Source organism: Symplocastrum torsivum, from assembly GCF_059505465.1.
Genome location: NZ_JCACKQ010000095.1, coordinates 77,154 through 88,962 on the forward strand (window position 1 = coordinate 77,154; position 11,809 = coordinate 88,962).

The 11,809-nt window shown below is 45.1% G+C and carries 12 protein-coding genes; 2 read left to right on the forward strand and 10 right to left on the reverse strand.

Annotated elements, in window-relative coordinates; genetic code table 11:
* Window positions 1-479: 479 nt before the first annotated feature.
* From AC5JL3_RS23625 to bchD, 6 genes are all read right to left on the reverse strand, one after another.
* Window positions 480-794: a hypothetical protein gene (locus AC5JL3_RS23625; RefSeq protein WP_192221188.1), complete on the reverse strand. Its 315-nt coding sequence runs from the start codon at window positions 792-794 to the stop codon at window positions 480-482.
* Between the two features lie 524 nt (window positions 795-1,318).
* Window positions 1,319-1,948, reverse strand: a complete 630-nt coding sequence (locus AC5JL3_RS23630) for a pentapeptide repeat-containing protein (RefSeq protein ID WP_496076806.1) — start codon at window positions 1,946-1,948, stop codon at window positions 1,319-1,321.
* A gap of 190 nt (window positions 1,949-2,138) precedes the next feature.
* The gene (locus AC5JL3_RS23635) at window positions 2,139-3,452 is read right to left on the reverse strand and encodes a recombinase family protein (protein ID WP_496076807.1); all 1,314 of its coding nucleotides are present in this window, start codon (window positions 3,450-3,452) and stop codon (window positions 2,139-2,141) included.
* 42 nt (window positions 3,453-3,494) lie between these two features.
* Window positions 3,495-3,857 (reverse strand): VOC family protein, encoded by a 363-nt coding sequence (locus AC5JL3_RS23640; protein ID WP_192221185.1) that lies wholly within the window; start codon window positions 3,855-3,857, stop codon window positions 3,495-3,497.
* An 87-nt stretch (window positions 3,858-3,944) separates the two neighbouring features.
* Window positions 3,945-4,640 carry an HAD-IA family hydrolase gene (locus tag AC5JL3_RS23645; RefSeq protein WP_496076808.1) on the reverse strand — a complete coding sequence of 232 codons (696 nt, stop codon included), beginning with the start codon at window positions 4,638-4,640 and terminating at the stop codon, window positions 3,945-3,947.
* A gap of 136 nt (window positions 4,641-4,776) precedes the next feature.
* The gene (gene bchD, locus AC5JL3_RS23650; protein ID WP_192221183.1) at window positions 4,777-6,795 is read right to left on the reverse strand and encodes a magnesium chelatase ATPase subunit D; all 2,019 of its coding nucleotides are present in this window, start codon (window positions 6,793-6,795) and stop codon (window positions 4,777-4,779) included.
* A gap of 227 nt (window positions 6,796-7,022) precedes the next feature.
* Here bchD and AC5JL3_RS23655 point away from each other — a divergent pair, with 227 nt between their 5' ends.
* Entirely contained in the window at window positions 7,023-7,346 is a 324-nt protein-coding gene (locus AC5JL3_RS23655; RefSeq protein WP_496076809.1) for a Nif11-like leader peptide family natural product precursor, read from the forward strand.
* Between the two features lie 270 nt (window positions 7,347-7,616).
* A complete protein-coding gene (locus AC5JL3_RS23660; RefSeq protein WP_496076810.1) occupies window positions 7,617-8,549 on the forward strand; it encodes a YihY/virulence factor BrkB family protein in 933 nt (310 codons plus the stop codon).
* Window positions 8,550-8,685: 136 nt separating this feature from the next.
* On the opposite strand, the gene AC5JL3_RS23665 is transcribed toward AC5JL3_RS23660, so the two are convergent.
* The 4 genes from AC5JL3_RS23665 to AC5JL3_RS23680 all read right to left on the reverse strand — a co-directional run bounded on the left by AC5JL3_RS23665 (window position 8,686) and on the right by AC5JL3_RS23680 (window position 11,762).
* Window positions 8,686-9,579: a phytanoyl-CoA dioxygenase family protein gene (locus AC5JL3_RS23665; RefSeq protein WP_496076811.1), complete on the reverse strand. Its 894-nt coding sequence runs from the start codon at window positions 9,577-9,579 to the stop codon at window positions 8,686-8,688.
* 4 nt (window positions 9,580-9,583) lie between these two features.
* A complete protein-coding gene (locus AC5JL3_RS23670) occupies window positions 9,584-10,315 on the reverse strand; it encodes a phytanoyl-CoA dioxygenase family protein (protein ID WP_192221180.1) in 732 nt (243 codons plus the stop codon).
* 53 nt (window positions 10,316-10,368) lie between these two features.
* Window positions 10,369-10,662, reverse strand: a complete 294-nt coding sequence (locus AC5JL3_RS23675; RefSeq protein WP_496076812.1) for a DUF2288 domain-containing protein — start codon at window positions 10,660-10,662, stop codon at window positions 10,369-10,371.
* Between the two features lie 77 nt (window positions 10,663-10,739).
* Window positions 10,740-11,762 carry an AI-2E family transporter gene (locus AC5JL3_RS23680; RefSeq protein WP_496076813.1) on the reverse strand — a complete coding sequence of 341 codons (1,023 nt, stop codon included), beginning with the start codon at window positions 11,760-11,762 and terminating at the stop codon, window positions 10,740-10,742.
* Between the last annotated feature and the right edge of the window lie 47 nt (window positions 11,763-11,809).

Consider the following 11,809-nt stretch of genomic DNA (forward strand, 5'->3'; position numbering starts at 1 on the left):
AACCCTGCTCTTGCTAACGACAAACTTCTCCCCACACCTCTTCGCTCTCTAACTTTGGGGAGAAAGCCTACTTCCTCCCTAATCAAGAAGGGACTTTAAGGGAATGCAAGATCTTAAGATGCTCAAGTGAGCAACAAGCTTTGCGACTGTCGTCTGATGTGCGACCTTCATGCACCATGTCTTCACATGAGTTTCAGCACCAACCGAACTCATTGCGCGATCGCTGACTCAGACTGTCCCGGCTAGATTTCTGTTACAAAACAAAATGCACCAATGTAACGAGAAAGTTAGACCTGCCAAAACCTATGGAGTATAGAAAATTTCACAAAAGGTGAATTGACTTAAGTCACACCTTAATGCTTCCCCAACAATGCAAAAACCTAATTGACACCAAGCCATTACCGTACTACAGAAACCTGAGAGTTTTAATGACTTTGGTAATACATTAATCTTGTAATACACTTTAACTAGAATAATGCTTAAAGCACTCGTCTACAAGCCACACCAGCAGCAGCGATGCCACCTCCAGCAGCGATTAAAGCGCCCATCGGACCTCCGACTGCCTCGCCAGCTACTGCCATTTCGATTGCTACTGCCAATACGCACTCATCTAAATCAGCTTCCGAACCCGGTTGAGCATTGGGATGATTGTCTTTCCAAGCGTGAGCTAAGGGAAGCGCTAGCTTAGCTAGTTGATTATGGAGGTCAAATTCTCGTATTTCCTCACGAGATACAGAATCAGACTTGACCGATTTTAGATTACTGGACTTTTGTTCTGAGTTGAAGGGACTCATAATGCTATTACCTAAAAAACACCACATTCAGGCACAATGAGATTGACGCGGAAAAGATAGACAACCCTGGTGGTGTCCAACCTGTAAGAGTTTTGAAGCATAGGGCTAGCAATGCAAACCACTACTTTCATCCTCTAAGACGGTCGAAACTGTAAGACAAGCGTATAACATGTATTACGTTCGTATGATAAGACAATTGGCGAACCATTAGCAAGAAAGTCAAGTAGCCTTTATTGAGTCTTTACAAAATTCCACGCTGTTTTAAATAATCTTGCTAAGAGTGATCCAAGGCAGTAAGAATCGTTTCTCTACGGCTTCTCAATCGGTAGTGTTTTCGTAAGAGTACTACCGTTGGGGAACACAGCTAACGACTAGATGGCAGTAGTGGTTCTAATAATTGATTATTCTCGCTGGAGAGGATTGAGGGGTGATTTCAGAACTCAAGGTAGAGAATTCAGAATTCAGGAATTCAGAACAAAACTCTACTTCTGAACTCCTACAACTCTCCCGCATTCTTATCAAGTTTACTTTTGCATTTTCCCATCCGGGAGAATCGCTCCAGTAAGAACGGTTCCTTTAAGGTTTGCTCCGAGTAGGGTTGCCCCCTTCAAGTCTGCGGCAATTAAAATGGCCCTGGATATGTCGGCACGAATCAAGCAGGCTCGGCTCAAGTCGGCTCCTCTTAAATCAGCACCCTGAAGAATTGCCCCAATTAAATCTGCATCCTGTAAGATTGCCCGATGTAGGATAGCTTGATAAAGTGTGGCTCCGTGTAAGTCGGCTTGATAGAGGTTTGCCATTGAGAGATTGGCAAACATTAAGTTCGCTTCTCTGAAGTTTACGGCTACCAGGTTGGCTCTTTTCAAGCTAGCTTCGGGTAAATTTGCCTGTCTCAAGTTTGTTTGCTGTAAGTTGGCATCGCTAAAGTCTGCGCCACCTAGAGCGGCAACACTCAGGTTAGCGTTACGCAGATCAGCATCACTTAGGTTTGCTCCTTTGAGATTAGCTCCACTCAGGTTCGCTCCACTCAGATCAGTTTGCCTCAAGTCAGCTCCAATTAAAATCGCTTCAGTGAGATAAGCTCCCTGTAGCTGTACTCCTACAAAATCTCGCTCTCCTGCGGCATAACGCTTTAGCAGTTCACTCGCATTCATAATATCTCCCAGGTTTTTGCTCCTCACTTCGATTCACAGTGGCGACAGGCGTTACGCGCACAGGCTGTGCCTATAGCGTGCTTATGGCAACTTGACTTGACGCATCACCGATTTAGATTATCTGAGGCAGTTTTACACCTGGTTCTGTTGAATTATCCTTGACTTGAGACAATTTCCAGCAACAATTAGGCTAAAAAATAAAAATTAGTTGTAATTGCCATGTCTTGTCTTGGCGATTTATTTTAATCTGCTGAATAAATTCTCGAAAGTAGAATCGGCGCTCTGATTCTGATAAATCACTCCAGAATTGGGGAATCGATACAGCTTGAGCGATCGCTTTTAAATTAACAGGTGGTAGTGCCGCCATACGCGATCGCAATTGGGAAATTTCTGTACGGAGTTTGTAAGCGCGTAAATCAGCGGTTTCTGAATCAAGGACACCACTAACCGTTAAGGTCGGTAACTGAGTTAAGATATCCTGATTCTTCGCAATTTGACTGGTAAGCGATTGCTTCACCCCATCCAAATTGGGTACATTCATGCCAGCAACAGCACGAGGTAATTCCTGGCAAATTGTTTGAATGGTTTGTTCTAATACTTTTTCATAGGCGATCGCACGGCATTTTGGACGCTTAGGGCAGCTAATCGGGCGAAGGTAGAGATATTCTTTGTCTCTGCGATATCGAGTAACACTGGCGACATTCATGTGCGAGTCGCACTCGCCACAGACTACTAAGCCCGCTAAAGAGCGAGGCGCACTAGCAGTACGGGGTGGTAATCGTTGATTTCGCCGTAGCAGTCGATCAATCTGGGCGGCTTCTTCCCGGTTCAGAATCGGGCTATGGGTATCAGAAATTACCTCACCGTTTTGATAGCTAAGGTCGCCTCGATAAATTGGGTTGGTAAGCCAACGTCGTCCTGTTGAAACCGAAATTTTCTTACCGTACTTTTTCTCTAAATAGCGCACAGCTCCACGCAATGAACCATAAAGTAGAAACTGTTCAAAAAATTCCTTGACAACGGGTGCAGTACTACGGTCAAGAATGTAGCGGTCTTTCCCTCGTCGGTAGCCATAGGGTGCTTTTCCTGGAGGGGGTAAAGCTTTGAGACGATTACGGGCGTGCCCTTGCCGCAAGCGACGACTGTTTGCCTCACGTTGAATTTCACCCAAGAGTTGCAATAGACTTGTCTGGATGTTGGCACCTGTTGTTGAATTGGTTAATTGAGAGGAACTGTAAGATTGTTCTGTCGCAATGAGCTGAACACCCATTGCTTCGATTTGTAAAAGGCGATCGCTTATTTCTGCCAGCGAGTCGCCCAATTCTTCCAAACGCTGAATTAGCAAGTAATCAGCGGGTTCGGCAAGACATTCATCTAATAGTTGTAACAGTTGCTGACGCCCTCCTAAATCTTGATAGATTCGATCTACTTCCCAGCCCCAAACCGCTGGATCAGGTACCGATTCTAACAGTGGATCACTGTAGGAGTAGGCAATAATTTTCATTACTCGCTTTCAGCCGTTATCAAAGTGCAAGTCTTTACACACCTACACCTGAGTAAGTTCAATGATGTTACCATCTGGGTCTTGAGTGAATAGTGCGGCTCGACCAGAGGCACTGGCTTGCACCATACAACCATGAGCTGTTAAATGGCTTTTAGCATCATCCAGATTTTCTACAGCTAAGGCAACATGGGGATTACGACCCAATTTTTCAGGATTAGCAAGCTTTGTTGCAACTATTGGATCAACAATGAGGTGAAGCTGAAAGTCACCTATTTGATACCAAACACCAGGATATTTAAGAATTCGATCTACCTTAGATAATCCCAAAATGTTGCTATAAAAATGCTCTGCCTGTTCCAAGTCAGAAACAAGAACAGCGGAATGAAGACTTTTGGTAATCTGCATGACTTGTAGAAGATAGTTCTTGCTAAGCAGGTGAACGTTAAAAAACCGAAGCGGCTCCTACCTCTAATTTTCGCTTTGATCGGAAACTTAAACGTAGTCCTCTAACACGACAAATGATGGCAATTGCCACAACTCAGGGTCAAAATCTGTTAGTGAGTTGATAATCTGGTGAGCGCCTTGGTACAGTTGTCTATCTACATTAGGGTGAGGAACAACAACCACCGACATTCCCGCTGCCAGTGCTGCTGCCATTCCAGCAGGTGCATCTTCAAAAACGAGACATTGCTCAGGAATTGCTCCCAGACGGTGCGCGGCGAGTAAGAAGATATCGGGTGCAGGTTTTCCTCGTTTCAGGGCAGGATCATCTCCCACTACTAGGCAATCAAACAAGGCAAACCATTCTTGATGATGATTAGTTTTGAGGTTAAATGTGCGACGGGCAGAACTGGTTGCTACAGCTTGAGGAATCTGATGATGGTAGAAATGTTTAGTTAGACGCACAGCACCCGGAAGCGGTTTAGCTTGGGGAAGCAGTTGATCCAAAAATTCTTCTCTTTCTTGTAAATACTCTTGGACAGTGATTGGTAAGGCAAGCCTCTCAACGAGAATCTGTGCTGAATCCCAAGCATTTCTACCAGCCAGCTTAGCTTGGATAGCGCGATCGCAAACCTTTCCATAGCGGCTGATAATCGTTTGGACAATCTGGGCGTATAGGGGTTCCGTGTCTAGGAGTAAGCCGTCAAGGTCATAGATAACGTGTGTGATTTTTTTGAATCGTTCCATCAGTCACTAACGCTCCTTAAAGTCTTAGGCTAATGTGCATTCAAGTTGCATTTCACTGACGGTTCAAGAGGAAAAGGCAAGGTGAAGGGAATTTTTACTTTGACCTTTTCCTTACCTACCTTGTCTGGACTGAAAACTACCGAGATTTTAAATCAGCGATCGCATTTTTCGTCATGGCTGCGATCGCTTGATCATTAGCTTTTGGTAAGTGATAATACTTCCCACCCGCGTGCTTGGCAAGTTCCTTAGCAAAACCTGTAGAGATGAACTTATTTTCCGTATCAATGACTAATAGTTGAATCCCTAACGCTCGAATCCGACTAGCAATCTCCAACAATTCTGCTTTAATATCTGGCTTTTCCCCTTCCACTAACGGCTCACCCAAAGAACGTGCTAAGGGAATATTCCCGCGTCCATCAGTAATTGCCACAATCACCACCTGACCAATATCCCCAGACATCTGGGCATTCACCCCAACCCGGACAGCCTGAGTTAATCCATGAGCTAAGGGGGAACCGCCACCGCAAGCCATTCGTTCCAATCGTCTACGTGCGGAAGCGATTGAACGGGTTGGGGGTAAGAGGACTTCTGCTTGTTCTCCTCGGAAGGGAATCAGCGATACTTGGTCGCGGTTTTGATACGCTTCCGTTAAGAGACGCATGACTGCCCCCTTGGCAGATTGCATCCGATTCAGCGCCATTGAACCGGATGCATCTACTACAAACACCACCAAAGCCCCCGCTCTTCGGGCTAATCGCTTCGCCCGAATATCACCTGCTTCTACAATTACTTTCCGATCCGGCTGACGTTGGCGCCGTGCCTTTTGGTAAGGGGCTGCGGCTCGAAGTGTGGCATCAACAGCAATCCGGCGTACTTGTCCCTTGGGCAGGATAGGCTTCACATAGCGCCCTCGATCTTCCGAGAAGATAATGCTACGACTCCCTGATTTACCTTGCCGCTGCGCCATCTGGGCAAAGTAAAGAACAGTAGGGTCGAGGATCACACCTTCTGGATCGAAAACAAATTCTTCAGGGATGCTAGGCGGTTCCTGTTCTGGTTCTTCGGGGTTGTCCTCTTCGTCTTTTTCCTCCTGTTCCTCTTGCTCCTGTTGAGATTCATCTTGAGGGGGTGGGGGAGGAGGTGGGGGTGGTTCTTCCGGCGGTGTCTGGACAATTGTTGAACGCGGCACAATCACCAATTCCACAGCACGACGCAAATCTTCAGCGATGACATTCTGACGACCCTCCAATGCGGCGGCGGCTTTCGCCACTCTTAAAGCAAATAATTCAGCGCGATGTCCTTGGACACCACCTCGAATCGCTTCATCCACGAGATAGGCAATCTGCTCATGGGTAATTTGAACATCCTTAAGCCACTCCCGCGCTAAGACAATCTCTGTTTTTAGCGAGTCTGTATCTTCGTTGTACTGCGCTAGAAAATCTTGGGGAGATTTCGCGTAGTCAATGGCTTGGTCTACTGCTTGTACTCGTTGGTCTAAGGCTAATACACCGTCAGCGGACAGGGTAATTGCAATGCGATCGAGCAAATGTTCCCGTAGTGGTCCTTCTTCAGGATTGTAGGTCGCAATCAACAGCGGTTTGCAGGGATGTTGAAAGCTAATGCCTTCCCGTTCAATCAGGTTACGTCCCTCAGTTAAAACGGAGAGCAGTTGATTGGCAATTTGGTCATCGAGCAGATTAATTTCATCAATATATAGGACACCTCGATGTGCCTGTGCCAGTAGTCCTGGCTGAAATACAGGTTCTCCTCGTTTGACGGATTGCTCAACATCCACTGAACCGAGAAGTCGGTCTTCTGTGACTCCAAGCGGAATTTGAAGGAAGGGGGCAGGAATGACTTGTGTGGGGAGTGTTGAAGGGTCAACTTGCTGTGCTAGTAATTGGTCATCCCACTCATTGGGGCTGTTGGGGTCGCAGTTACTGATGGAATCTTTGACGACTTCAATCGGTGGTAGTAAGGCGTGGAGGGCGCGTGCCATCACGGATTTAGCAGTACCACGACGACCTGCGATCGCAACTCCTCCCAATCCAGGGTCAATTGCTGCCAATAGCAGAGCAAGTTTAATCGCTTCTTGCCCCACAACCGCTGTGAGGGGGAAGGCAGTGATAGTAGAGGAACTAATAGCCACAGGCATCGTTTTAATCTTCGCTAATCCAGTTTTAAGCGTGTCAATATCTACAATACGTGTCTACGCCCAAAACATTGCAAGTAATATTTCTAGATTTGACACAGCCGATGTGTTTGTTTCAGTTCCTCTAGAAATGCAACGATAGTTGTCACAGTAGGCTCTTATCGTAATCCGGCACAGTAGATTGCGACTACACTTGATTGATCGATAGTTAAAGATAGACGAGTTGTGTGATGTCCCAGCAAGAAGATGTCGCCCATTTTTTGCAAGCCGTTTGCCAAGATAAAGCTTTACAAGATCAGCTTAAAGCCTTAGAAACTCCCAATCGTCAAAGCTTTGTCAATGTTGCCCAAGCACAAGGTTATAGCTTCACGACAGCAGATATCGATAATCACGTCAGACTTGTGCAATTTTATAAAGAGTGTCAAGCGGCGATTGAGAGACATCAATCTGGTAGCGAACAACTATCTGATTGGCTCCAACAATGGTACAGACACATTCAATTGTATAGTCGGGATGATGATCAGGACAAAATCGGTCGATATCTGGATGAGTGACAAAAATTTTGGAATAGACACTCATCGTCTTCTTGCTGTGCGATCGCACTGAGTTTGGGGAAGCCGTCACATTACTATGTCTACTTGAAGGTAGTTTTTCTTGACCTTAAACATGGCTTTGGCAAGCTCCTACTCTTCTAGGTAAGAGGAGCGTCAAAATCAACACTCATGCGTACATTGGTTTCTAACTTTAGGTTGTTGTAATTCAAAACAAGAAAACTTAAAACTAGAGCTACCCAGTGCAGTGCTTTCGTGCGGAGTTGCGAGTTTATGAATGCCAAAGCTATTGTAGGACTGCTTAAAGAAACATTTCAGGAATGGCAGGAAGATAAGACACCACGCTTAGCTGCTGCCTTGGCGTATTACACGGTTTTTTCACTAGCACCTTTACTCATTATTGCGATCGCAGTTGCAGGTGCAGTTTTTGGGGAAGACGCTGCTAAGGGCGAGATTGTTGGGCAAATTCAAGGACTAGTCGGTAGAGAGGGTGCAAAAGTAATTGAGGACGCGATTGAGAATGCCAGCAAGCCTGAATCCGGGGGTGGCATTGCCTCTTTGATTAGTATTGTTGTTCTTCTCTTCGGTGCTTCTGGGGTATTTGCTGAACTCCAAGATGCCCTTAACACCGTTTGGGAAGTGCAGCCAAAAAAAGAAAAGGGCATTGGTGGTGTCATGGGCTTTGTGAGAAAGCGCTTTTTGTCCTTCTCGATGGTGCTGGGCATTGGCTTTTTACTGATGGTATCCCTGATTGTGAGTGCTGTTTTATCTGGATTAAGCGCTTACATGAGCCATTTAATTCCTGGCGTAGACTTCATCTGGGGAATTGTCAACTTTGTCGTTTCCTTTGGTGTAATCACACTGTTATTTGCCCTAATTTACAAGTACCTGCCGGATGTCAAAATTACCTGGAATGATGTTTTGATTGGAGCCGTCATCACCGCTTTACTATTCACCATTGGCAAAACTGTGTTGGGGCGGTATTTGGGAGGAGGAAGTTTTGGTTCAGCTTATGGTGCAGCAGGTTCTTTAGTGATTATCCTCGCGTGGGTATTCTATTCAGCTCAAATCCTCTTTTTTGGTGCTGAATTTACCCAGGTTTACGCCAGAAGATATGGCTCACAAATTGTCCCAGATGATCATGCTGAGTCTGTCACTGAAGAGGCGAGAGCCAAGCAAGGGATGCCTCGTAGGCGGCGACGTTAAGTCAGTGGTTGGCACGACAATAAATATCGGATTTTGCTGCCAATTGGTAGATAATCTGTTTATTTATTGTTTATGAAAATATAGCCAATAATTTATCTTACTACATTTGCCAGTACTGCCTTGTGAAAGGGATGACTTAGCAAATTCGACTTCGCCTCCCAGCCAGAGAATGACCAATCGGGTTACTTCCAACCCAACGTTCATCTACTGGTTCTGATGCCAATTGATAACGACTGTCTGTAGAGAGTCGGATAGCCGAGGAGCGATTATCCAGGCTGGCATGGATAGTAAACATACTGAAGATGAGAACATCCCCAACCTTGAACTCAGTACTTAGCCAACGCCCTCCGTATCTAGATCGTAAGGAAACTGGGTTTCTAGAGAGTGCGCCATTCCACGATTTTTTACCAGAGGCATACAGAGTAGCTGTTCTTTTGGTAGCACAATAGCTATCTACATCCATCTGCCCGTAGCGGTTTTTAATAGTTTCTAGACGATGGGAGTTTTCTAAAATCATCAATCCTCCCAAGTCCCAAGAAATATCGCCTAGAGGTGTCCAAACAGTATAAAGTTTGTCAGTTCCTCGCCCCATGTAGACACTATCGCAATGGACATGAGTGCCACGCCCTGGTGCAACTGCCCTTAACCAGGTGTAATCCAAATGGCGAACGTTTCCTTCTAGAAAAACTTTAAATAATTCCATCAACCGCCCTGTATAAAGCAGCTTTTTTAGTGTTGGACTTTGTACTGCCAAATCGGGTCGAAAGTTCATTCTCAAACCCGGCTTAGCGATGCAATCCAGAATAGGAAAATCTGGATTTAAACAGCCCTCAGCCGCTAAACAGACAGCAATTTCTTGACGCACTTGCCAAACGTCTTGGGAGTTGAGTAAGCCTCTTAAATATAGATAACCATCCTCCTGCATCCGGAAGCGCAGTTCATCTGGGTAGGAAAGTAAATCCGATGAATCTTTGAGATAACCAAACGCCTCAGGATGGCAATCCAGTTCGTAACCGTTAGAACGTAACAAGGGATTATGGGGGATAAACACCAGGGGTTTTTAAGATGCGCCGTTGAGCCTCCGTCAGTTCTGGATAATCATCGGGATTGTAGTAGTACCGTGACCAAGCAGAGGGATGAGGCGAATATTTGTAGAACAAAGTACGGCGTTCTTGTTGTCCTTTCCAGGGTAAGGTGCCGTGGGTGAGCGCTTCTGTAAAGAGGATAGCGGTTCCGGCTTTCCCTGTTAATGTTTGCACACAAGGATGAGGTTGCTCTAAATCTCGCCATTGATCGGGGAAAGGCAAATTGCTTTTGTGGCTACCAGGAATGCAGCCAAACCCGCCTTCCCCAAGATTTACGTCCGTCAGGTTATAGGCAACTGCACACAAGCCGTTGTACATCCGTCCATTTTTATAGGTGTAGTACTGACAGGGGTCATAGGGAGTCGCACCCCCATGCAGGTGAGTGCCAATGGGACCTTTGCCTTGGCGAATAATGTGAACGTAGTCGTGATCTAGACGAAATTCTGCACCCAGTAGAGCAATGAGATAGGGAGTAATGCAGGGATTGTCAATTAAGGTGTGAAAAGCGTCACCAAGCGGTAGCAAGCCATCGAAGCGAAAGTTCAGCTTCCCTGGCTCATCTACCTTCGCAATTTGTTGATCGAGAAGCTTGTTCAGGGCTTTGATCTGTTCAGTGGTTAGGGCATTTTCTATGACAATGAACCCTTGCAGATCAAACAGGTAGCGTTCAAGCTCATTCACTGTCTGCCTCCATTGTCACAATGCTTTTACGATACGCGAGATTCATAGCGTCCCTAGGCGGCTGATTCTTGTACTAAGACATAGGGTTGTACAATCAGGGCTTGGAAGCGTTTGGTTTGGTCATTGTTCCAATCCGCGAGTTGGTCAGGGAAAGGCTTGTGAAGCTGCTGGGTGTTAATCCAATGTTGTACCGAAAGGACATCATCAGATGCGATCGCAACCCCAACATCAAGCAAATCTAATTCCTGATGAACCACTAAAACTACATCACGCTTGGCATGGGGCATCAGCCAGTCCCATTCGGCTTCATCCAAGCTTTCTGCTAATTCTGCTCTAAAATCCTGCATCGGTAAAAATTTTGCTTCAATTACGGCTTATTTTACTGAGATTTGAGGGCAGCAATGAAACTGATTTAGCAAAACCCCTACACTTCTCCTTTCATTTCATCAATTTCTAATAAGCTGACAAGCACTCCCGCAACTGGTATTGCGATAAAAATTCCCAATAATCCAGCAACCCTTGCACCAACTAGTAAGGCAAAAAATATCACTACGGGATTAAGATTCAGCGAATTTTGAAGAACCCTGGGAGCAATTAAATTATCTTGTATCTGCTGAAGAATAATACAAGCCCCTAATACTTTTAAAGCCAACCAAACTTGTTGAGATAACAAAATAATAAATATTATACCCACTCCCAAGGTTGCTCCAATACCGGGGATAATGTCAAACAATCCAGCAATTACTGCCAAAAGCAAAGGAAAAGGCACCTGTAATACTAAAAAGACAATAAAGGTAGTAGTTGTCAGAAACAACGTTAGGATAATCTGACCTTGGAAAAACCCTAAAAAAATACGCTTAGTTATAGTGGTAAATCTACCGCGTAAATGCTTAGGAACAATTTTAAGGATAAAGACCCATAGCCTTTCTCCATCTAAAAGCATGAAAAATGTAATAACTGCAATTAAAATGAAGTTTAATAAATTAGAAAGGAATATCTGTATAGTTGCCAAACTATAACCAATACCTAACCCAAGCCCATTTAAAAGTTCACCTCGAACACCCTCTTCAATTGCCCTTAAATCTACCTGAATATTCCGTTCTCTCAGAATCGTTTCTAATCGCTCCACTACTGGAACCATAGAATTAAAAAACTCAGTCAAACTTGTAATTAACTGTTGCCCTTGTGACAGAACCGTTAGACCGACCGTAACTGTAAGACCCCCAATAATTGACATTCCAACAAAAAAAACCAAGGTAGCGGCTACACCGTGAGGAAGAAAGCGATGAAGCGATCGCACCGGATAGCTGAGCAAAAATGCAACTAGGGCGGCGGTAGTGAAAATAACAATAACGGTTTGAAAATAATCTAAAACCTGTACAAAAGCCCAGCCAGAGGCACACAGTAGCAAGAAGCGGACTAACACAGAGTTGTTCAGTCGCTCCAAAATCGTTTTTGTAGACGGCTCATTCATCGTTTATCCAGGATAGTTCT

Coding starts and splice junctions, on each gene's coding strand:
- AC5JL3_RS23660 (WP_496076810.1), top strand. CDS start 7,617: ATGAATGCCAAAGCTATTGTAGGACTGCTTAAAGAAACATTTCAGGAA.
- AC5JL3_RS23675 (WP_496076812.1), bottom strand. CDS start 10,662: ATGCAGGATTTTAGAGCAGAATTAGCAGAAAGCTTGGATGAAGCCGAA.
- AC5JL3_RS23630 (WP_496076806.1), bottom strand. CDS start 1,948: ATGAATGCGAGTGAACTGCTAAAGCGTTATGCCGCAGGAGAGCGAGAT.
- AC5JL3_RS23635 (WP_496076807.1), bottom strand. CDS start 3,452: ATGAAAATTATTGCCTACTCCTACAGTGATCCACTGTTAGAATCGGTA.
- AC5JL3_RS23625 (WP_192221188.1), bottom strand. CDS start 794: ATGAGTCCCTTCAACTCAGAACAAAAGTCCAGTAATCTAAAATCGGTC.
- AC5JL3_RS23640 (WP_192221185.1), bottom strand. CDS start 3,857: ATGCAGATTACCAAAAGTCTTCATTCCGCTGTTCTTGTTTCTGACTTG.
- AC5JL3_RS23655 (WP_496076809.1), top strand. CDS start 7,023: ATGTCCCAGCAAGAAGATGTCGCCCATTTTTTGCAAGCCGTTTGCCAA.
- bchD (WP_192221183.1), bottom strand. CDS start 6,795: ATGCCTGTGGCTATTAGTTCCTCTACTATCACTGCCTTCCCCCTCACA.
- AC5JL3_RS23645 (WP_496076808.1), bottom strand. CDS start 4,640: ATGGAACGATTCAAAAAAATCACACACGTTATCTATGACCTTGACGGC.